Genomic DNA, 21497 nt, shown 5'->3' with positions numbered 1-21497 from the left:
ACAAGATGAGCACAATTGAAAAAGCAGTAGTTACAGAAGATAAACCTGTTAGTAAGTGGACTTATAAGGATTTTACTTGGGTACTTTCTTTATTTGGTACCGCCGTGGGGGCAGGCGTTTTATTCCTACCAATTAAAGCTGGTGCTGGGGGGTTTTGGCCATTAGTAGTATTAGCAATAATTGCAACGCCAATGATTTGGTTGGCTCATAAAGGGTTAGCTCGCTTTGTCTTATCCTCAAAAAATCCAAATGCCGATATTACCGATACGGTAGAAGAGCATTTTGGTAAAGTAGGCGCAAATATTATTACATTTGCCTATTTCTTTGCTATTTACCCTATCGTATTGATTTACGGTGTCGGTATCACGAATACTGTTGATTCGTTCTTAGTAAATCAATTAGGAATAGACCCACTACCACGATGGTTATTGTCTGGAGTATTGATTGCTGCAATGACTGCTGGTGTGGTATTTGGTCGCGACCTTATGTTAAAGCTCACCTCCCTAATGGTTTATCCTTTGGTATTCATTTTGTTAGCTTTATCATTGTATCTAATCCCTGAGTGGAATATGTCCATGCTAGAGGTGGCTCCTGATTGGAGTGCAATGCCTGTGATTGTTTGGATGGCGATCCCACTTATCGTATTCTCATTTAACCATAGCCCAATCATCAGCCAATTTACTAAAGACCAACGTCAGCAGTTTGGTGATAATGCAGTGGTAAAAACGGATATGATTACTGGTGGTGCAGCATTGATGCTGACTGGTTTCGTGATGTTTTTCGTTTTCTCTGTGGTGTTATCACTAAGCCCAGCAGAGCTTGCCGTTGCGAAAGAACAAAATATCAGTGTGTTATCACATATTGCGAATATCAACCCATCGCCAATCCTATCTTATTTAGGGCCTATTGTTGCTTTCGCTGCGATTGTATCAAGTTACTTTGGTCACTTCTTAGGCGCTCACGAAGGTTTGGTTGGGTTAATTAAATCTCGCTCTTCTTTCTCTGTGAAGAAAATTCAAATGGCATCCATGTTATTTATTGTGATAACAACCTGGATTGTGACTATTCGTAACCCAAGTATTTTAGGCATGATTGAAACGATGGGGGCACCAATGATTGCCGCTATTCTATTCATTCTACCTGTTGTTTCGATGAATATTGTTCCTGCAATGAAAAAATTTAGCACTTCAAAACTGGCACAAATCTTTACTTTTATCTGTGGATTAGCGTCTATTACTTCGGTTATTTATGGTGCATTTTTATAATGACTAAGTGATTCGTTAAGGGCTCTCACTCTATTTGTTAAGTGAGAGCCCCTTGTTGTTTAATTACTGTATATTTAATTAATCTTATTAAAGAATACTACTAACATGTTAAAGCCATCAATTTAGTAGTTATCAGGACGACCAAACCCAGGGTCGCTATAAGTTGGGTAGGTATCGAAAATATTGCCATTTCCTGTTGCTCTTGGATCGCCATGCTCTTTTAAAGTTGTCATCAATTGAGTATCTAGCTGTTCAAGAACGCCTGCATATTCTTTATTCTGAGTTAAATTATTGAGCTGATCTGGGTCCTTTAGAATATCATATAACTCAACATTAGGTCGTTTACCTGTCGCCAAGGTATAAAAAGGTTCTATTTCTTTCTTATCTTTTTCGGTAATGATGAATGCTTTTGTTGGGCTGGCATCAATATTAGCATAGCCGCTATAAACTTTATTGGCATATTCCTTAAATGTAACGTTGTCCTTGCCTGGTTTTCCTGCTGGCCAGCGGTTAGGTTCAAAGTTTTTGATATATAAATATTGATGAGTACGTAATGCACGAATAGGATAAGTTTCTAGTGGAACCTCTCCACCATCCATGTGCCTTTCCATAGCAGTAATAACCGATTCACGATGTGGCTGGTCATATTGCAAGGTTGGAAGCAGGCTTTTCCCAACCATTGATGATGGCGGATTAACTCCTGCTGCTTCTAAAAAGGTAGGAGCTAGATCGGTTAAGGATACAAGTGAGTCATTTGTACGTGATGGTTTGATGACATTATTCCACATAATGGCAAGTGGAACGTGTGTTCCTGCATCATATAGGGTTGCTTTCGCCCTTGGGAATGCCCAGCCATTATCACCAGTAATAACAACAACGGTATTATCTAAAAGACCTTCTTTTTCAAGTTTATTAAGAATATCACCACAATTCTTATCAAATATCTGAGCTGCATCGATATAATCCGCTATGTCATCACGTACTATCTGGTTATCTGGTAAATAGTTAGGAACACCATCATCTTTAACTTTTATTCCTTTTTTAACTCCTTCTCCCGTTGTAAAAGGGCGATGAGGTTCAGGGCTACCGTACCAAAAACAGAATGGTGTATCTTTTGGTCGCTCAGCCATAAACGTATCAAAGTTTTTATATCGAGCGCCGGCTGGGTTTTGACTTCTTCCTCCTGGCTCAGTTTTACCAGGTGCCCAGCCTTTACCAGAGAAACCTACATAATAACCATTGTCCTTTAAGATATCGGTATATGTTAATAATTTTGAGGATAATGTACCTGCGAGATTAGCTCCTTGTTCTAGTTGGTAAATAGGTTTACCCGTTAAAATAGATCCCCGTGAGGCTGTGCATGTGGGGGCAGCTGTGAATGCATTAGGAAAATTAACTCCGGAGCGTTTAATTCGTTCAAAAGTTGGAAGGTTTAAACCAAGCTTATCAACGGCTTCGGAATTCTGCCAACTCCAATCATCTGCGATGAGAAAAAGAATATTTGGTCGAGGTCTAGCTGTAGCTGCAAAAACATTAGTGTTCGTTATTGCAAGTACAGATAAAGCCATCAACCCTTCACAAAGTGTTCTACGAGTGACATCTACCATTTTACAATCCTCATATACTTTACATTATCCCTTAAGGTAAATTAATACTGCTGATTTGATTTATATACTTATAAATAAAGAAAATATAATCTTTCTATTTGATATAGATTGGTATAGATTCATGAATATAATTACAAGTTAATTATGTATAGTAAAAATAATTAATTTGTAATTATAATATGTAATATAGTTCACATTTATTGTTCATGATCTATCAATAATAATATAAACTATCAAAATATGTTGGTGGGGGTAAAATGTTACCAAAGATTGATGTAAATGTATGTAAATCAGAGGATTGTAAGAATTTTGCACTAGTTGATTGCGCTGATTACGTTAAACCATCATTCAAACTTGGTTATAGAGCCATATATTGTCCTAAATGTGGTGGTAATAGTTATCTAATTAATAACGATGACTTAAAAAAAATATTTTATCCATATTGGTCTTTCTATATGAAAAATATAGAAAAAGCTTGTCCAAGCTGCTATTCAACTGAAAGTATAAAATATGGAACAACAGCAATTGGTACTGTTAGGTATCAATGTAAGAATTGTAATAATGTTTATTCATTAAAAAATCTAAACAAATTTGATGATGTTGATAACAAACTCATAGAAAGTTTATTAAAAAACACCAAGGTTAGTACTATTTTTAAAGAGTTAAAAATTACACCGGCATCTTTTTATCGAAGATTAGAAAATATAAATGAAATATTAGATATATTATGTAGGAAAGTTGAAAAATATAAAATAAAAAATAAACTTTCATCAATAGAGACAAATTTATTTAATTTAAATTGTAGGGTTGAAAATAAAACGGGACTATCTAATGATTTACACTGTATAGTTAGTTGCTGTTCTAAAACAGGTTATGTATTGTCTATTACGACAAATTGGAATGATCAAGAGTTATCATTAGAAAGTATTTATAAATCACAAAATATTCCAGCGGAATCTATTAATTTATTAGAAGAAAATACAATAGAAAAAATATATAAGAAATATGAATCATTTCATAAGCGTCATAGCTTTGATCATATCCACTATACGAGTGATAATGTGTCAAAACACATTATAGAGCCTGTTGTTGCTGGCCATAGTCATTTTAAAACATTAGAGATATTGTTAGCACCGAATGTAAAACATCACTTTATTCATCATGAGGTTTATATTCGAGGAGCAGTATTAACAGCTTATGGGAATGCAATTAGAAATGAGAAATGTGATGTTTTCTATGTTATTTCTAATGAAAATAGAGATGGCATTCAATATAAACATACTGGAAGCTATAAAGTTGGATGGTGGAAGAATGTTTGGCATGAATATAAAGATATTAATGGGGAAGGGTATAAATATATTTGTAACTTGACTAGTTCTAAAAACAATCAACCGTATGAGTATCTAAAGTTAAACCCATCATTAAAATATTCTGAAGAATTTATAAAAACGTTCTTGTATTTCTTCCCAAGTAAAAGAATAAATTCATTATCACCAAAAATTTTAGTTAAAATTCTTTCTTTATTTAGTAAATATTATAATTACTGCTGTATTCCTCCAAATGAAACACTAACAGCTGCTCAGCGCATAGGAGTGGCAAAACAACAGTATGACTTAAGTATGATATTGAATGTAGACTTGTATTCTGACAGCGAAGAGTAAAATATAGAGATGTACCAACATAAATTGATAGTATTTTTCTGTTGATGATGAAATCAGTGGTTAAACGTGACTAAAATCACATATGTTCCAGTACGATTATTATTAACTACAGTCATCAAAAATGATGGCAATATATTTATTCTGGAGCAATTGTTATGAATAAAAAGTTATTAGTTTTACCCATAATTATAGGTTCGCTATTAGGTAGTACTCTTTCATATGCAAAAGATATTACTATCTATCATACTAATGATTTACATGCTCATGTTTCACCATTTAAAGTTCCTTATATTAGTAAAGATAGACAAGTAGGCGGGTTTGCTAATATAGCTAGTGTAGTTAAAGATGCTAAAAATAAAGAAAAAGGTGTTTTTTTCTTTGATGCAGGTGACTATTTTACAGGGCCATATATTAGTACGTTAACAAATGGTGAAGCTGTAGTTGATATTATGAATGAAATGTCATTCGACGCAGTTTCAATTGGTAACCATGAATTTGATCATGGTGTTCCTAATATGTTAACTCAATTAAATAAGGCTAAATTTCCTGTTTTATTAGGAAATGTTTTTTATGAGAATTCAGAGAAACCTGTCTGGGATAAACCGTGGACTATTATAGAAAAAGATGGTGTTAAACTAGGTGTTATTGGCTTACACGGAAAATTTGCTTTCTACGACACAGTGAATAAAGATAAAAGAGAAGGTGTAGAAGCTAGAGACGAAGTCGAGTATTTACAAAAATATATTAATGAGCTGAAAGATAAAGTTGATATTACAGTATTACTGGTACATGAAGGCGTCCCTGCTCGTCAATCAAGTTTCGGTGCGACTGATGTATCTAGAATGCTACAAAAAGATATTGACCTAGCTAAACAAGTTGATGGTATCGATGTTTTAATTACAGGCCATGCTCATGTAGGGACACCAGAGCCCATTAAAGTAAATGATACCTTAATTGTTTCAACAGATTCTTATGGCATTAACTTAGGTAAGTTAGTGTTAGACGTTGATGATAATACAAATAAGATCAAAGGATATAAAGGGCAACTAATTAATATGTTCGCAGATGAACATACGCCAGACCCTGCAACTCAAAAGAAAATTGATGATTGGACTAAAAAGCTAGAAACAATCACGCTAGAAAAAATTGGAAATGCGAACGTCGAATTAACACGTGCTTATGGTGAATCATCTTTATTGGGTAACTTAATTACAGATGCTTTCTTGCAAACAGATTCACGCGCGAAAATTGCTTTTGTTAATAGCGGTGGTATTCGAAGCGAAATAGAAAAAGGTAATATTACTCTTGGTGATGTAATCAGTATGTTCCCATTCCCTGATGAACTTACTTACATGGAAATCAGTGGAAAAGATCTTCGTTCATTAATGAACCATGCCGCAAACTTGACAAATGGCGTATTACAAGTCTCTTCAGGCTTAGAAATGAAATATGACAGTAAGAAAAATCCAGACAGTCGAGTCGTTTCATTAAAATTAAATGGTAAAGATATTAATGATAACGAATATTATCCAATTGTTGTTAATTCTTTCTTAGCAACAGGTGGCGATGGTTTTGAAGCATTTAATAACGGTAAAAATACTAAAACAATCCCAGGTATCAGTGCTGCTGATGCGGTAATTGAATTTATTAAAAAGCAACCAAATCAAAATCCAAAATTAGATTTACGTATTAGTGATGTAGCAAGTAAGTAATATATATAAAATAATGCCGATTAACTTCGGCATTATTATTAAATCTAACACTTAAATATATTTAAAATATAAATTCCTTCTGAGGGAAATATGAATAAATCAAATGTCCAGAGGCTATTTGCTATAAGCTGTCTGTCTTATTCATTCACTGGTGCATTAATTATAGTAACAGGAATGGTAATGGGTGATATTGCACAGTACTTTGGAGTGCCAATCACTAGTATGAGTAATACATTTACATTTCTAAATACAGGTATATTAGTTGCTATATTTCTTAATGTTTGGTTAATGGAAGTATTTGCAATTAAAAAACAACTAATATTTGGCTCTATTTTAATATTGTTATCTATAACGGGGCTTTTCTTTGGAAAATCCTTAATTATATTTTCTATTTGTATGTTTATTTTAGGTACCGTCAGTGGAATCACGATGTCTATTGGGACATTTTTGATCACTCAGTTATATGAAGGTAGACAGCGTGGTGCACGTTTATTATTCACCGATTCGTTTTTTAGTATGGCAGGAACGATATTCCCTGTTATTGCTGCTACGATATTGACTCGCCATTTAGGCTGGTACTGGGTATATGGGTGTATCGCATTAATTTATCTAGGAATAATGTCACTAACATTGCTCTCTGATTTTCCTGCCATTGGTAAAAAAGTTAATGCAGAAGAATCGTCTAAAAATGGAAGTAATGTATCAGTAAAGGTAACCTCTGAAAAATGGGGACTGAATGTTGTATTACTTTCCGCTGCTGCTGTTTGCTATATATTGGGACAGTTGGCTTTTATTCAATGGATACCTGAGTATACAACTAAAGACCTAGGAATGGATATCAGTGAAGCTGGCGTACTAGTGAGTTATTTTTGGACATCTTATATGATCGGTATGTGGGTGTTTAGTTTTGTTATCAAGTTTTTTGATTTACAAAGAGTCCTTGTATTTCTTGCGGCTTTAGCGACTATCGCAATGTATATATTTATTCACAGTGAACAAGTCAATCTATTACAATATATCATTTTTGGATTAGGTTTTGTTTCTAGTGCAATTTATCCAACTATTATTACTTTAGGTTCACAACAAACGAGTGTGTCATCGCCTAAATTAGTTAATTTTATTTTAACTTGTGGAACAGTTGGTACAATGTTAACTTTTGTCGTAACTGGTCCAGTGGTTGAGCACTTTGGTGTTCAGGCCGCATTAATTACAGCTAATATTTTATATTTTACTGTTTTTGCTTGTTGTTTCTTACTTGGTTTCTTTACTAAACATAGAGTATTAAATTTAAGTCAGTCACACTAATAATGATGATTTATTTAAGATATGGTTCATTGTTTATAATAAAACAGGGAGAGATGGAGTTATTTTAAAATAACTTTCTATCTACCGCGTAATTAATAAATACCTCTGATTTATCTATAATGTTTATTTTCAATAGTCTTTTTATATTTGTTTTGAAATAAGCAGGGGTATTTCAAATGAAATTAATAAAAGTTTTTATTCGGAGATTATAATGGCAACGCCTCATATCAATGCGGAACTCGGTGATTTTTCTGATGTAGTTATCATGCCAGGAGATCCATTGCGAGCTAAATATATAGCAACTAAATTTCTTGAAGAAGCTAAAGAAGTTAATAATGTAAGAGGAATGCTTGCTTATACAGGAAATTATCGCGGACGGAAAGTCTCTGTAATGGGGCATGGAATGGGTATTCCATCATGCTCTATTTATGCAAAAGAACTGATCACCGATTTCGGTGTTAAGAAAATTATACGTGTAGGTTCATGTGGTGCAGTGCGGCAAGATGTTAAGTTACGTGATGTAGTTATTGGGCTGGGTGCTTGTACTGATTCTAAAGTTAATAGAATGCGTTTCAAAGGGCATGATTATGCTGCAATTGCTGACTTCAATATGGTTTGTAGTGCTGTGCAAGCTGCAAGTGAGCATGGAATTTCTACTCAGGTTGGCAATTTATTTTCTGCAGATTTATTTTATACACCTGAACCGGATATGTTCGATATTATGGAAAAATACGGTATTTTAGGTGTCGAAATGGAGGCCGCGGGAATTTATGCTGTTGCTGCGGAATATGGAGCTAGAGCATTGACCATTTGTACGGTTTCTGACCATATACGAACTAATGAAAAATTATCAGCTGAAGAACGTCAAACTACGTTTGATGATATGATCAAAATTGCTATGGAGTCAGTACTGATTTGTGACGAGAAAACACCCTCATCCCGTAAAGGTTTTTCGTTAAATAGAGTTTTATTTCAAATTGAATAATGATAACTCAAACATGCTTAGGGCAGAAATTGCTCTAAGCATATTCGTTATTATAGGATCATTAAAGGTGTTATTTGTCTGATTTCTTGAATAGAGTGACCTTGTTGTAATAGCGCAGCTAAGGTCTTCATTGGGGGAATTGAATGCTTGAAAATACTTTTATATCCTTCACATAAATAATTATGCGCTTTTCCATTTATGGAATTAATTCTTAGTTTTGGGCATCCGCCTTGACAAACGAATCGGTAGTCACATTCTAAACATACTTTAGAAAAGTCACTTTTACTCATTCCAAAATTTTTTTGTTTTTTACTATAAACTAAGTCAGTGAGGTTATCAGTCAATATATTACCAAGTTTATATTCTGGATATACAAAGTGATCGCAACTATAGATATCACCATTTTGCTCGATAACTAAACTTAACCCACATGTTGCACGCATTACGCACATGCCAGGACTCTGTCCCATAACTGCTGCTAAGGTGTTCTCAAAAATCTGTACAAAAACACTGCCAATATCATTTTTGAACCAATAGTCAAAAATACTATTAATAAATGAAGCGTAAAGAGGGCCTGTTACAGACCATGGAGTGACATAAGCAAGAGTTTCAAGATTGGGACTAATTAGTTCACCTTGAAATACCCCCTGAGGTCGACGATCTACAGATGGGATAAACTGCAGATAATTCGCTTTCACTTCTTGTGTTAAATATTTATAGACTTCAAGCGGGTATTTGGCGGTATATTCATTTACTACGATCAATACATTAAATTCTACATTATATTTTTGTAAAATTCTCACTGCATTAACAACTTTATCATGAGTTGATTTCCCTGCATGAGTTTTTCTGTATTTGTCGTGGATGTGTTTAGTACCATCAAGAGATATACCCACTAAAAAATTATTTTTTGAAAGAAATTCTCCCCAATTGTCATCAATCAAAATGCCATTAGTTTGTAGTGTATTGGTTATCTTTTTCCCGTTAGCATATTTTTTTTGTAGTGAAAGTGCTTTTTGATAAAAATCGATACCAGCCATTGTAGGTTCACCACCCTGCCATGCAAACTCAACTAATTGAGTTGGGTTTTGTATTATATATTTTTTTATGTAGTTCTCTAATACATCATCACTCATGAATCGAGAAGGCGTTTTTTGGCTTAATGTCCCACTATCTTTGCCTTGATAGAAACAGTAGACACAATCAATATTACAAGTATAGCTTGTTGGTTTGGCCATTAGGTGAAAAGCAGGTTTCATGCTCAAAATCTCAGTAAAAGAACAAAAGGTCATAGTCAAATTTTTCCAAAGAAAAATATGAGATCTTCGTCACATTGACAATGTATTTAGTATATAACATTTTGGGTGTTATCAGTTTATGTTGTTTCAATAAAATAAGTTTTACCCACACCAACATATAATGATAGTGGTTAATGAAATTTAAATTATGATTTTATTTTTTGTGATGCTCTTCAACTAATATTAAGAGACTGTAAATAAAATTATAGCGATGAGTTAGTTAATTTTTAGGCTTTATATGAAATATTTTAATAATAAAAAATACAGTTGGAGGTTTTAGTGAATAATAGAATTGGTTTTGCTATCCCTATTTTATCATTATTAATTTTGAGTCAGAATGCATTTTCTAGTAATGAGTCAAATGGATTTATTGACGGAGCTAAAGGTAATTTATTATTACGCAATTATTTCATTAATAAAAATTATGTTGGTGATTCAGCAGTTAAAAACTATTCTAGAGAATGGACTCAAAATTTCATATTAGAAATTAAGTCAGGTTATACACCAGGAGTCATTGGATTTGGGGTTGATGGGCTAGGGTTATTATCGGTAAAACTTGACGGAGGTAGAGGTACTACTGGTACAGGGCTTTTACCTGATGATTCACCGCATTCTTATGGTTATGTTGGAGCTACTGCGAAATCAAAATTTTCTAAATCAGAATTAAGATATGGAGACTTAAGACCTAGAAACCCGATGGTAATTGCGACAGATACTCGTTCTTTACCTCAGGTTTTTCGTGGACTAGATTTTTCTAGTAAAGAAATTGATGGCTTAGAATTACAATTTTCTGTACTCCAAAAAGGAAAGTCGAGAGTTTCAGAAGATATGGAAACACTAACATATAATAAAATCAAAGGTGGTGATTTTTATTATGGTGGTGGTAAGTATGTATACAGTAAAGATACATCATTTTCCCTTTGGAGTAGTAAATTCGAAGATATCTATCAGCAAAACTATGTAAATTTGACTCAGTTCTATAATATAGACAATGTAAGATTGGGGGCAGATTTAAATTATTGGTGGGGTAAGGATACAGGCAGTTCAAAAGCAGGGAAACTTGATAATAAAACATTCAGTTCTGCACTTACAGCTCAGTATGGCGGTAATAAATTAATTTTCGGTTATCAACACTTAGAGGGCAGTTCTAAATGGATGCGTTTAGATGGTGCTGGTGGTGGCTTTCTAAGCAATGACTCGTTGAGTAATAGTTTTGATTCGCCGAAGGAACGTTCTTACCAAATCAGACATGAATATGATTTCACTCATGTGGGTGTTCCAGGGTTGAAAATAATGAATCGATATACTAAAGGGACTAATATTCATAATAAGTTTACGGATAATGGTCGCGAGTGGGTCCGTGAAACAGAACTATACTATACTTTCCAGACAGGCGCTTTAAAAAAACTTTCTGTGAGTTATAAAAATATTACGTTAAGACAAACTCATGGCACAAGAAATGAAAATGAAAACAGAATAACATTTAATTATCCATTAGGATTATTTTGATGTTATACCGTTTCTGTTATAGGTAATGACTGATTGGTTTCGCATGATTAATTAGGAATAATATATTATTTAATGAGATTTTTAGTGTCAACTTTGAATTTTATTATTATAGAAACTATTCATTAGATTAAATATAGAGGGGCTCTAGTTTGATTTATGACTCATGATCCCTTCTTTATCTCTTTTCTGTATCACATGAAATAATTTCAAGTAGATCGGGTTGTCTGTAATACGATCTGGGGTAATATCTATTGTTATCATAGAAAAAATATAACGACGTAATAATTACGTCCTTTGGCCATATTTTTCTGATGTGCCATAACAAGGATAACTAATGAAATTAGAAACATTATCGATTCACGCCGGTTACTCTCCTGACCCTACCACTAAGTCCGTTGCCGTGCCAATCTACCAAACCACCTCTTATGCTTTTGACGATACTCAGCATGGTGCTGACCTCTTCGATTTAAAAGTCGCGGGTAATATTTACACTCGTATCATGAACCCGACTAACGATGTTTTAGAGCAACGAGTTGCTGCGCTTGAAGGCGGTGTCGCTGGCTTGGCCGTTGCTTCTGGTATGGCGGCAATTACTTATGCGATTCAAACTATCGCACAAGCTGGAGACAACATTGTTTCTGTAGCTAAATTATACGGTGGAACCTATAACTTATTTGCCCATGCTCTGCCGCGTTTAGGAATTGAAACACGTTTTGCGGAGCATGACGATCTCGCCGCATTTGATGCGCTTATTGATGATAAGACGCGGGCTATTTTTTGTGAGTCAATTTCAAACCCAGCGGGCTTTATTGTTGATATTGCGGCGCTCGCTGAAGTTGCACACCGCCATGGTATTCCTTTGATTGTCGATAATACGGTGGCGACACCTTATTTATGCCGTCCATTTGAACATGGGGCAGATATCGTCGTTCATTCATTGACAAAATATATTGGTGGTCACGGTACATCACTTGGCGGAATAGTTATTGATTCAGGTAAGTTTCCATGGACAAAATACCCGAATCGCTTTTCGTTATTGATAGAGCCGGATGTGGCATACCATGGTGTCAGTTATACCGAACATTTTGGTGCAGCGGCCTTTATTGCTCGTTGCCGTGTTGCGCCATTGCGCGGAACGGGGGCTGCATTATCACCGTTTAACGCATTCTTGATTTTACAAGGTTTAGAAACCCTCGCGCTAAGAATGGATAGACATACCGAAAATGCGCTAAAAGTTGCGAACTACCTGGAAAATCATCCACAAGTAGAGTGGGTGAAATATGCAGGGCTACCGAGTAACCCTGAACATGGCTTAGCGCAAAAGTATATGAACGGCAAGCCAGCAAGTATTATGTCGTTTGGTATTAAAGGTGGCCAAGAAGCAGGGGCACGCTTTATTGATGCCTTGAAACTGATTGTGCGGTTGGTAAATATTGGTGATGCTAAATCACTAGCCTGCCACCCTGCATCAACGACACATCGTCAACTTAATGATGCAGAGTTAGCGCAGGCAGGAGTTTCTCGGGATATGATCCGCTTATCAATTGGCATAGAACATATTGATGATATTTTAGCAGACCTTGAACAGGCGTTAGCTGCTGCCAAATAGTTTTACTTTGTATGAATAACAACCGGTTATGGTGAATACCCTGACCGGTTTTTGTTTATAAACTGCCGTACACTTTTTTGTATTAATGACTAATATTAAGAACGAATTAAATTTTCACCTTATTTTTAAATACTGAACTATTCTTTAAACACTCAGTCTTATTATTTGATTCTTATCTATTTTTGTACATGAATTGTAGTATTCATTTATTGATTGTTTATATACAGCGACCTTTCTACCAACTAACGTTCGATTTGTTTAAATGGGGTTTAATTGGCATAACGATAATAGCTAAATAAAAGAGCGTGTTTGCTCAAACGAAATAAATAAAATGATTAAATATCAATAAAAAGAATGGTTGAGATGAGATGATTATGGCAAACAATAGAATTGCCTACCTTAAATGGTGCCTGTTATTTGGTTTTGTCCTAGTGACCTATTTTTTACCCTTAAATGGTAGGTTACTGTGGCAACCGGATGAACTGCGGTATGCAGAAATTAGTCGGGAACTGATTATAAGTTATAACTGGAGTGTTCCTGAACTTTTAGATATTCGTTATTTTGAGAAACCTATTTTTGGTTATTGGGTAGGGGCTGTTTTCCAAATGTTATTTGGTGAAAATAACATTTCTGTTCGTCTTGGTGTGGTATTTAGTACATTAGCTAGTGGGCTATTTGTTTATCTTAGCGCTAAAATGGCTTGGAAAAACTCACGTCTCGCTTTCAACGCGGTGTTTATTTATCTTTCAATGCTGATGGTCTTTACCATCGGTACCTACAATATTCTTGACCCGATTGTGACAGCATTTATCACTATGGTGATTTTCTTTTTCCAATGGGGTTTAACGACAAAATACTTCTCTCATAAATTACTCGCTTTTATGATGATGGGAGTAGCCTGTGGGTTAGGGGTATTAACAAAAGGTTTTCTCGTTTTAGTGCTGCCAGTGCTTGTTTGCTCTGTTGCCGCTATTTACTTTAAGCAATTCAAAGAAGTATTTGTTTTCTCGTTTGTTTCGCTGTTCACTGCTTTTGTCGTGTGCTTACCTTGGGCCTTTGTTATTGCCAGCCGTGAGCCTGATTTCTGGAACTATTTCTTCTGGGTTGAGCATATTCAACGTTTTATGGCGAATAACGCGCAAAACAAATCCCCATTTTGGTTTTATATCCCTATCTTGCTCGCTGCGGTATTACCTTGGCTAGGGTACCTTTTTGGTGCGCTACGACACGCATGGCAGCAAAAAGGGTTACATATTTATTTTCTATTATGGTTTATCGTGCCATTTGTTTTTTTCAGTATTACTAAAGGAAAATTACTGACCTATATTTTGCCTTGTATTGCACCGATCGCGGTTCTTATGGCAGCCTACATTGAAAAAATACTGACTGAGAAAAACACACTCACTATTCGTTTGAATGCATTGATTAACACACTGATAGGTGGCGTTATTGCTGGTGGAATTATTGCTTCTGCTTATTACCCTAAACTGAATGTATATCAGGCCGATGAAAGTGGAAAGCTATGGTTAGCCGCTGGCGCATTTATTTTTTGGTTATTGGTTGCGTTGCTTTCTTTCAAACAACGGTTTTGGTATTTAGCCGCAGTGTGTACGGTGGCAATTAGCTTAACGGTAGGGCATGTGATCCCATCTCGTATTGCCAGTAATAATACGCCACAAGAGGTGATTGCGAAGTATCATCACCAGTTAGCTGATAAATCTGTATTGTTAACCAATAATGTCGGGCTAGGCACCACATTGGCATGGGTACTTAAACGCAGTGATATTACGATGCTTCACCAAACTGGGGAATTAGGCTACGGGCTAAAATACCCAGATGCCGCTAATCGGTTTTATAGCTTAAAGCAGTTACCTGATTTATTAAAAAATTATCATTATAAAGATGTGGCGGTGGTCGTAGAAAGTTCTCAGCGTGAATTGTTGGACGCATTACCCGGCAACCCAATTATTATTCGGGAAGGTAATCTTGTTTTAGCTTTTTATGAAGGCCAATAGAGACAGTACGTTGGGATGTTATTTGATAATAGCCGCCATACCATTTAGGTTTGGCGGCTATTTACATTAGCGTGTAGGCTTATTTAAAGTGCTCGAGTTTGACGCTGAATGAGATTTTTCCAGACCTGCGGGGAGACCATGATAAATTAATAGCATGGCCATGCTATTACTCATTGCATTCACTTCCACTTCGTTGACTGTACGGCTGTTACGTTGATGACGGCTAGTTAACGTATTTCTCATTGGGACGTCTCCTCAGTTTCTTTGATTAGGCGATTCGCTTCGGCAAGCTCATAGCGCCTTGGTGTTAGTGCGGTTGCACTGTGATTACGGGCTAGCAAGGTATAAATGGTTGGTAAAACAAACAGGGTAAATAATGTGCCAACTAACATACCAGTGACTATCACTAAGCCTAAGCCAAAGCGGCTATTTGCTCCTGCTCCAGTGGCGAATAGCAGAGGAACTAAGCCAATCACCATTGCTGCGGTTGTCATTAGTATTGGGCGTAAACGAATTTGTGCTGCTTTGAGAATGGCATGTCGTCTATCTAACCCTTCATTGGCTTGTAATTCATTGGCAAACTCAACCATCAATATTCCGTGTTTACTGATTAAGCCAATCAATGTGACTAAGCCGATTTGGGTGTAAATATTTAATGTTGCATAACCAAGTGCCAATGGAATTAACGCACCACAAATTGAAAGTGGAACAGTAATCAAGATAATCAATGGGTCGACTAAACTTTCATATTGTGCCGCTAAGACTAAGTAAATAATGATGAGCGCCGCCATAAAGGCAAAGGCGAGGGTGTTTCCTTCTTGTTTATATTGGCGCGAATCGGATTGCCAGTCATGGCTAAAACCTGCTGGTAGCTCATTGGCAATATTATCTAAATAAGCAACAGCTTGGCCTAATGTGACACCAGGAGCAGGTATTGCTTGGAAAATTGCCGCATTTTGCTGATTAAATTGCGTGAGTTTATTCGGTTCAACTTGGGTATTGATATCAACCACCGTTGACAGTGGGATCATAGTTCCCGCTTCCGATTTCACATAATGGCGTGAAAGGGCTTCCGGTGTTAAGCGTTGGCTACGAATACTTTGAGGGATCACATCATAAGAACGGCCATCCATCCCAAAGCGGTTAATATAGTTTTCCCCCACTAATAAGGTCAGTGATTCCCCGATATCTTGCATACGAATGCCTAAGCTATTCGCTTTTGAACGGTTAATACGGACTTCTACCACTGGGTTGTTGTAGTCGAGGTCACTATCTACCACCATAAACAGACCGCTTTCACGTGCTTGTTGCTTGATCTCTTCCATGGTTTTATAGAGTACCGAATAATCTTGCGGACTTCTGAGAACCATTTGGATTGGCAAGCCACCCGTTGAACCTGGCAAGGCGGGTAACTGGAAAACGAAAATACTGTTCCCTTCGACATCACCGACGCGCCCTTGTAAGTCACCTTGGATCTCAGATGCGGCGCGGTCACGCTGCTCCCATGATGTCAAGTTAGTTCCCCCAAAGCTGGCGGAGGGGCCATCGGTTCCGTTAATAATCCAAGTACTTTCTGTTTCTGGCAACTCCATGAAAACATCATGTAATTTACGCGAAAAACGTTCTACATACTCGAGGTTAGCGTGTTGCGGAGATTTGATCGCCGTTAATACACTAGACTGGTCTTCCACAGGGGCTAATTCACGAGGAGCTGATTGATAAAGCAGTGGTAAGCTAATGAATACACCAACGGCAATAACACCTGTTAACCAACGGTTTTTCAAAGAGAAATTCAATACAATGGTATAGTAATGGGCTAAGGTAGAAAAGAAGGTTTCTGCCATACGTGCCATACGCCCTTCATTCTGTTTTGAGTTCAACATAAACGAGCTCATTACAGGGGAAAGGGTTAATGCCACAATACCCGAAACAATCACCGCCCCGGCCAACGTGAGTGCGAATTCTTTAAACAAAGCTCCCGTTAAACCTGACATCAGCCCTATTGGAGCATATACCGCTGCCAAGGTGATCGTCATCGCGATAACTGGGCCTGCCACTTCACGAGCACCAATTAAAGCCGCTAAAACTGGTGATTTCCCTTCTTCAATATGGCGATGGACGTTTTCGACCACAACGATAGCATCATCGACGACGAGACCAATTGCTAATACCATGGCCAGTAGCGTCAGTAAGTTAATACTAAACCCAAATGCCATCATGAGTGCGGCTGCACCTAACATAGATAGCGGAATAGCTAAAATTGGGATGATGACGCTGCGAATTGACCCTAAACACAGGTAAATAACCGCAATAACAATCAGTAGCGCCTCAACTAATGTGCTAATCACTTGGTCAATAGACGCTTTAATAAAGCGCGAAGTTTCAAATGCCATTTCCACCTTAACACCGGGTGGTAAGGTTTTGGTGATGTCAGGCATTAATTGATTCATGCCGTCAACGATTACCAAAGGGTTACCCGTTGGTGTGGCAAATAAACCAAGGTAAATAGCAGGCTCACCATTCATTAAACCACTGGTTTCTGTGGAAGCGGCTCCTAATTCAATGGTTCCCACATCTTTTAACCGTACTAATCCATTGCCGTCGTTGCGGATCACTAGATCACGAAACTCATCGACATTAGTGAGGTCGGTATTAACATAGACATTAGAAATCACGAACTCGCCTTTGACTTTACCGGGTGCCGCTTGGTAGTTGTTTTGGCGAACTGCTTGTGCAACATCCGCAGCGGTTAGCCCTCGGCCAGCTAATTTATCGGCATCCAGCCATAAACGCATTGCTAATTGTTGGCCTCCGAAGACTTGAACTTTAGCGACACCATCAATTGAGGAATACATTGGTTCAATGACGCGAGAAATATAGTCTGTCAGGGCAGGAATGGATAAATTGGTGCTGGAAAAACCGATATAAGCAACCGCAGTAGATTCCCCAGAGGAAAGTTCAATCACAGGGTCATAAGCTTCTTTCGGTAATTTATAACGAACTTGGTTCACCTTCGCCATTACTTGTGCAAGGGCTTGAGTGGAGTCTCGGTTAAGTTCCATTCGTACGGTGACAAGGCTACTTCCTTGCACAGAAGAAGAAGACAGATAGTCTACGCCTTCCACAGAGGAAACCGCTTGTGCGATGGGCTGTGTCACAAACCCTTGCATCAATTTAGCTGATGCGCCAGGGTATTGCGTAGTAATGGTGATCGTCGAGCTTTCAAGTTGTGGATATTGGCGAATAGGCAACTTACTCAACGCAAATAAACCAATTAACACAATCAGCGCACTGACCACGAGAGCCAGAACAGGTCGGCGAACAAAAATATCAGTAAATTTCATTACGCCTTCCTTATGAACCTTGAGCCGTATTAGTGACAGGTTCAGACAATGTATCTTGGGCAACAGGGGTGACAGCAGAGCCGTCGTTTAAGCGTAATTGCCCAGAAGTGACGACTTTATCGTTAGCACTTAAGCCGTGTTCTATTTCAATTTTGCCATCCCAACGTTGCCCCGTTTTTACGGACACCCGCTTGACGGTCATCGCATCCCCTTCACCTTGCGTAATAAATACGGTATCGCCATAGGCGGTATACGTAACAGCGGTTTCTGGGATTGTAATGACTTCATTACTGGCTTGGCGTACCACATTCACATTGGCGTACATCCCAGCTTTTAATGTGCCATCGCTATTTTCTAATGTGGCTTGCAGGGCGATAGTACGTGATTTACCAATGAGTGGGTCAATGGCCGTAATACGGGCTGGAAAAGTTTTATTGGGATAAGCATCAACTGTAATATCAACAATTTGGCCTTGATGCAGTTCCGGTGAGGCCTGTTCATCTAAGGAAAAGTTGAGCTTTAAGGTTTTGGTATCCACCAGGCTGGCAATGGCTTCCCCTGGGTTTAAATACTGTCCTTCATGGACTTGGCGAATACCTATCGTACCGTCGAATGGAGCTCGGATTGTCTTTTGCGCAATCAATGCTTGGGTTTGGCGGATCAGGCCTTGGGCAATATCACGTTCAGCACGTGTACTGTCCACTTGAGCCTCTGCCACTAAATGTTGCGCAGATAATGAACGTGTTCTTTCATATAAGCGAGCCGCATTGCGCAACTGTGCTTGGTAACGTGATAAATCAGCTTGTTCAACGGCATCATTGAGTTGCACTAATAATTGGCCTTTTTTGACTTGCTGGCCAGATTCAAATGCAATTTTTGTTATACGGCCATTGGTTTCTGCCGCGACTAAGACTTGGCTGTCAGCTTCTAACTCACCTACACCGTAAAAAGTACGAGGCGCGGTATCTAAGCTAACAGGTGCCAATGCCACTTTTACGGGTGGATATTGGTATGCTGCTTGTTCGTCTTCTTCATTTTGCGCATAGGTCGAATAAATCGCGCTACCCGCCCCAACAGCGATCAAAACGGAACAAAGTGTCATTATTGTTTTTTTATTCATTAAATTTTCCTTCTATTTCTGCGTCTTTAACGCGAAATAAAGACCTCGAAAATGCCCTGCAATGGCGATAGCGATTAAGCCCCCAATAACAGCGATATGTTCAATTGCCCAAAACATGGCGATTTGAGCTTGTTCTCCCGTGTAGCTCCAAAAGGTGTGGACAACCACAATAGTGAGGAACAAAAACACGGCTAACGCGCCAGTTCCAAGCCATAAAAGACGGTTAAATAGCACAAGAACAGAGCCAATTAACATGACAGCAGCAGAAGCAATATTGAAAAACCAATCTGGGTGAAGACCTGCGGCACGCATTTCGGCCAGACTATTTTCATAATCAAAAACTTTGGCTAAACCAGATGAAATAAATAAGACCAAGACTAGTAAGCGAGCAATAACCCATAAGCTATTGCTTTCTAACATTTTGGTAATCACCGATGGCATAAACCTATCCCCTTTTAAAAAATAACCTCAATTGACAAACTAGCAGGGTGGCACTATAAAACCTTAAGTTAAGTTGAGGTCAAGCAAAGGTGAGCTAAAATGGCGGACAAAGACACAAAAACGATAAAACCTCAGAAGAACGAGGGGAAAAAAATTGATTTTACTCGGGCATTAACGGTGGGCGAAGTGGCAAAACGCTCGGGAGTGCCTGTTTCTACAGTCCATTTTTATGAATCAAAGGGGCTAATTCAAAGTACACGAACTCAAGGGAATCAGCGACGATTTCACTCTGTTGTACTTCGTTACATCGCCATTATTAAGGTTGCACAAAGTACGGGGATCCCACTACATGAAATTCAAGAGGCATTGGGGCGTTTTCCTGCAAATAGCGCGCTAACTTCGGAGCAATGGAAGGAGATGTCGACGCAATGGCGTAAATCTTTAGATAAGCGTATTCGGCAACTGACACGTTTACGTAATGAGTTGGATAACTGTATTGGTTGTGGTTGCTTATCACTCAGTGACTGTCCGCTGCGTAATCCTGATGATGTACTTGGTAGGAAAGGCCCTGGTGCCCGTATTTTAGAACGTCCATAAGTTATTTTATTAATTTCTGCGATTAATCATACTTTTCATTATTTGGATAGCCACTGCTGAAAGTGGCTATTTAACGATTTATATCATCACCTTACTATTTAAATTACCGCACATAATGGATATTTTTTGCGCCCATCGGCTACCCCTTTCCAGCATATTTGCGTAACTATTCGTTATGTTAATTTTTTGTGAACTCCTTGTAACTAAATGAGAGAAAAAGAGGGTGACAAAGATGAAAGGCTTGAATAATAAGATTGCCATTGTGACTGGGGGAGCGACCAAAATTGGTGCAACCGTTGCGAAGGTATTAAGTGATTACGGCGTTAAAGTCACGATTTTTGACATTGATACCTTGAATGGTGAAAAGGTAGCTCAAAGTGAGCCCAATATTGATTTTCTTCCTGTCGATATCACTGACGACCAACAACTTAAACAAGGTATTGACCGTGTTGCGCAAAAATATGGGCAACTCGATTTTTTAGTTAATCTGGCCGCCACTTATCTTGATGAAGGCCAGTTATCTACAAGGCAGGATTGGCTCACTGCGTTGAATATTAATGTGGTGAGTGCAGTGATGGCTGCGCAGCTTGCAAAAGTACATTTCGCAAAATCGGGTAAAGGTGCCATCGTCAATTTTACCAGTATTTCTTCTTCTGTCGCCCAAACGGGTCGTTGGCTCTACCCTGCATCTAAAGCCACCATGTTAGAGGTAACTCGCAGCCAAGCAATGGATTATGCGGCTGAAGGAATTCGTGTAAATTCCGTTTCCCCCGGGTGGACTTGGTCCCGAGTTATGGATGAAATCACAGGGGGAGACCGCCAAAAAACAGACCGTGTTGCTGCTGATTACCACTTATTAAAGCGCGTTGGTGATCCAGAAGAAGTCGCTCAAGTTGTCGCGTTCCTACTTTCTGATTTGGCCAGCTTTGTTACAGGTGCGGATTACGCTGTCGATGGCGGTTACTCCGCTATGGGGCCTGAACAGGCTAAACCGGCAATTCCCCGTCTTGCTGAATAAGACACCATTTT

Annotated in this window: 16 protein-coding genes; 10 read left to right on the top strand and 6 right to left on the bottom strand. The window is 37.9% G+C overall.

What is annotated here, in order from left to right:
• The first annotated feature begins 5 nt into the window (after positions 1 to 5).
• Positions 6 to 1265, top strand: coding sequence for an aromatic amino acid transport family protein (locus SJ312_RS16115; protein ID WP_094961452.1), 1260 nt, complete (start codon positions 6 to 8; stop codon positions 1263 to 1265).
• A gap of 122 nt (positions 1266 to 1387) precedes the next feature.
• Here the strand turns inward: SJ312_RS16115 and SJ312_RS16110 are convergent, their stop codons facing one another.
• Positions 1388 to 2872, bottom strand: coding sequence for a sulfatase (locus tag SJ312_RS16110; RefSeq protein WP_319868081.1), 1485 nt, complete (start codon positions 2870 to 2872; stop codon positions 1388 to 1390).
• 257 nt (positions 2873 to 3129) lie between these two features.
• Here SJ312_RS16110 and SJ312_RS16105 point away from each other — a divergent pair, with 257 nt between their 5' ends.
• From SJ312_RS16105 to deoD, 4 genes are all read left to right on the top strand, one after another.
• Positions 3130 to 4533 carry an IS1 family transposase gene (locus SJ312_RS16105; RefSeq protein ID WP_187710619.1) on the top strand — a complete coding sequence of 468 codons (1404 nt, stop codon included), beginning with the start codon at positions 3130 to 3132 and terminating at the stop codon, positions 4531 to 4533.
• A gap of 155 nt (positions 4534 to 4688) precedes the next feature.
• A complete protein-coding gene (locus SJ312_RS16100) occupies positions 4689 to 6245 on the top strand; it encodes a bifunctional metallophosphatase/5'-nucleotidase (RefSeq protein WP_165880668.1) in 1557 nt (518 codons plus the stop codon).
• A 90-nt stretch (positions 6246 to 6335) separates the two neighbouring features.
• Positions 6336 to 7550: an MFS transporter TsgA gene (tsgA, locus tag SJ312_RS16095; RefSeq protein WP_110592509.1), complete on the top strand. Its 1215-nt coding sequence runs from the start codon at positions 6336 to 6338 to the stop codon at positions 7548 to 7550.
• 211 nt (positions 7551 to 7761) lie between these two features.
• Complete coding sequence (gene deoD / locus SJ312_RS16090; protein WP_110592508.1) at positions 7762 to 8535, top strand: purine-nucleoside phosphorylase; 774 nt, start codon at positions 7762 to 7764, stop codon at positions 8533 to 8535.
• A 50-nt stretch (positions 8536 to 8585) separates the two neighbouring features.
• Here the strand turns inward: deoD and SJ312_RS16085 are convergent, their stop codons facing one another.
• On the bottom strand, positions 8586 to 9794 hold the full coding sequence (locus tag SJ312_RS16085; RefSeq protein WP_136134385.1) for an anaerobic sulfatase maturase: 1209 nt from the start codon (positions 9792 to 9794) through the stop codon (positions 8586 to 8588).
• A gap of 318 nt (positions 9795 to 10112) precedes the next feature.
• On the opposite strand from SJ312_RS16085, the gene SJ312_RS16080 reads away from it, so the two are divergent.
• From SJ312_RS16080 to arnT, 3 genes are all read left to right on the top strand, one after another.
• A complete protein-coding gene (locus SJ312_RS16080) occupies positions 10113 to 11342 on the top strand; it encodes an OprD family outer membrane porin (protein ID WP_004261143.1) in 1230 nt (409 codons plus the stop codon).
• Positions 11343 to 11676: 334 nt separating this feature from the next.
• On the top strand, positions 11677 to 12951 hold the full coding sequence (locus tag SJ312_RS16075) for a bifunctional O-acetylhomoserine aminocarboxypropyltransferase/cysteine synthase (protein ID WP_319868080.1): 1275 nt from the start codon (positions 11677 to 11679) through the stop codon (positions 12949 to 12951).
• A 368-nt stretch (positions 12952 to 13319) separates the two neighbouring features.
• Positions 13320 to 14966 carry a lipid IV(A) 4-amino-4-deoxy-L-arabinosyltransferase gene (gene arnT / locus SJ312_RS16070; protein WP_110592507.1) on the top strand — a complete coding sequence of 549 codons (1647 nt, stop codon included), beginning with the start codon at positions 13320 to 13322 and terminating at the stop codon, positions 14964 to 14966.
• A 66-nt stretch (positions 14967 to 15032) separates the two neighbouring features.
• Here the strand turns inward: arnT and SJ312_RS16065 are convergent, their stop codons facing one another.
• From SJ312_RS16065 to SJ312_RS16050, 4 genes are read right to left on the bottom strand one after another with little or no spacing between them, the layout of a single operon-like run.
• On the bottom strand, positions 15033 to 15209 hold the full coding sequence (locus tag SJ312_RS16065) for a hypothetical protein (protein WP_004261134.1): 177 nt from the start codon (positions 15207 to 15209) through the stop codon (positions 15033 to 15035).
• A complete protein-coding gene (locus SJ312_RS16060) occupies positions 15206 to 18310 on the bottom strand; it encodes a MexW/MexI family multidrug efflux RND transporter permease subunit (protein ID WP_004261131.1) in 3105 nt (1034 codons plus the stop codon). The genes SJ312_RS16065 and SJ312_RS16060 overlap by 4 nt, the downstream gene beginning before the upstream one ends.
• Positions 18311 to 18320: 10 nt before the next feature.
• Entirely contained in the window at positions 18321 to 19430 is a 1110-nt protein-coding gene (locus tag SJ312_RS16055) for an efflux RND transporter periplasmic adaptor subunit (RefSeq protein ID WP_319868079.1), read from the bottom strand.
• 12 nt (positions 19431 to 19442) lie between these two features.
• Complete coding sequence (locus SJ312_RS16050) at positions 19443 to 19871, bottom strand: DoxX family protein (protein ID WP_004261127.1); 429 nt, start codon at positions 19869 to 19871, stop codon at positions 19443 to 19445.
• Between the two features lie 99 nt (positions 19872 to 19970).
• Here SJ312_RS16050 and soxR point away from each other — a divergent pair, with 99 nt between their 5' ends.
• Entirely contained in the window at positions 19971 to 20468 is a 498-nt protein-coding gene (gene soxR, locus SJ312_RS16045; protein ID WP_004261125.1) for a redox-sensitive transcriptional activator SoxR, read from the top strand.
• A 232-nt stretch (positions 20469 to 20700) separates the two neighbouring features.
• On the top strand, positions 20701 to 21486 hold the full coding sequence (locus SJ312_RS16040; RefSeq protein ID WP_004261123.1) for an SDR family oxidoreductase: 786 nt from the start codon (positions 20701 to 20703) through the stop codon (positions 21484 to 21486).
• The last annotated feature ends 11 nt before the right edge of the window (positions 21487 to 21497 follow it).

This window comes from Providencia sp. CIM-Carb-044 (assembly GCF_033901115.1).
Classification (GTDB): domain Bacteria; phylum Pseudomonadota; class Gammaproteobacteria; order Enterobacterales; family Enterobacteriaceae; genus Providencia; species Providencia hangzhouensis.
The sequence above is the reverse complement of the archived record's forward strand: the minus strand, read 5'-3'. Positions and strand labels throughout refer to the sequence as shown.

What these genes read in the sequence shown, in the direction of transcription:
- SJ312_RS16100 (WP_165880668.1), top strand. Translation starts at nt 4,689, where the DNA reads ATGAATAAAAAGTTATTAGTTTTACCCATAATTATAGGTTCGCTATTA.
- deoD (WP_110592508.1), top strand. Translation starts at nt 7,762, where the DNA reads ATGGCAACGCCTCATATCAATGCGGAACTCGGTGATTTTTCTGATGTA.
- arnT (WP_110592507.1), top strand. Translation starts at nt 13,320, where the DNA reads ATGATTATGGCAAACAATAGAATTGCCTACCTTAAATGGTGCCTGTTA.
- tsgA (WP_110592509.1), top strand. Translation starts at nt 6,336, where the DNA reads ATGAATAAATCAAATGTCCAGAGGCTATTTGCTATAAGCTGTCTGTCT.
- SJ312_RS16065 (WP_004261134.1), bottom strand. Translation starts at nt 15,209, where the DNA reads ATGAGAAATACGTTAACTAGCCGTCATCAACGTAACAGCCGTACAGTC.
- SJ312_RS16050 (WP_004261127.1), bottom strand. Translation starts at nt 19,871, where the DNA reads ATGCCATCGGTGATTACCAAAATGTTAGAAAGCAATAGCTTATGGGTT.
- SJ312_RS16105 (WP_187710619.1), top strand. Translation starts at nt 3,130, where the DNA reads ATGTTACCAAAGATTGATGTAAATGTATGTAAATCAGAGGATTGTAAG.
- SJ312_RS16055 (WP_319868079.1), bottom strand. Translation starts at nt 19,430, where the DNA reads ATGAATAAAAAAACAATAATGACACTTTGTTCCGTTTTGATCGCTGTT.
- SJ312_RS16115 (WP_094961452.1), top strand. Translation starts at nt 6, where the DNA reads ATGAGCACAATTGAAAAAGCAGTAGTTACAGAAGATAAACCTGTTAGT.
- SJ312_RS16085 (WP_136134385.1), bottom strand. Translation starts at nt 9,794, where the DNA reads ATGAAACCTGCTTTTCACCTAATGGCCAAACCAACAAGCTATACTTGT.
- SJ312_RS16060 (WP_004261131.1), bottom strand. Translation starts at nt 18,310, where the DNA reads ATGAAATTTACTGATATTTTTGTTCGCCGACCTGTTCTGGCTCTCGTG.
- SJ312_RS16110 (WP_319868081.1), bottom strand. Translation starts at nt 2,872, where the DNA reads ATGGTAGATGTCACTCGTAGAACACTTTGTGAAGGGTTGATGGCTTTA.
- soxR (WP_004261125.1), top strand. Translation starts at nt 19,971, where the DNA reads ATGGCGGACAAAGACACAAAAACGATAAAACCTCAGAAGAACGAGGGG.
- SJ312_RS16075 (WP_319868080.1), top strand. Translation starts at nt 11,677, where the DNA reads ATGAAATTAGAAACATTATCGATTCACGCCGGTTACTCTCCTGACCCT.
- SJ312_RS16040 (WP_004261123.1), top strand. Translation starts at nt 20,701, where the DNA reads ATGAAAGGCTTGAATAATAAGATTGCCATTGTGACTGGGGGAGCGACC.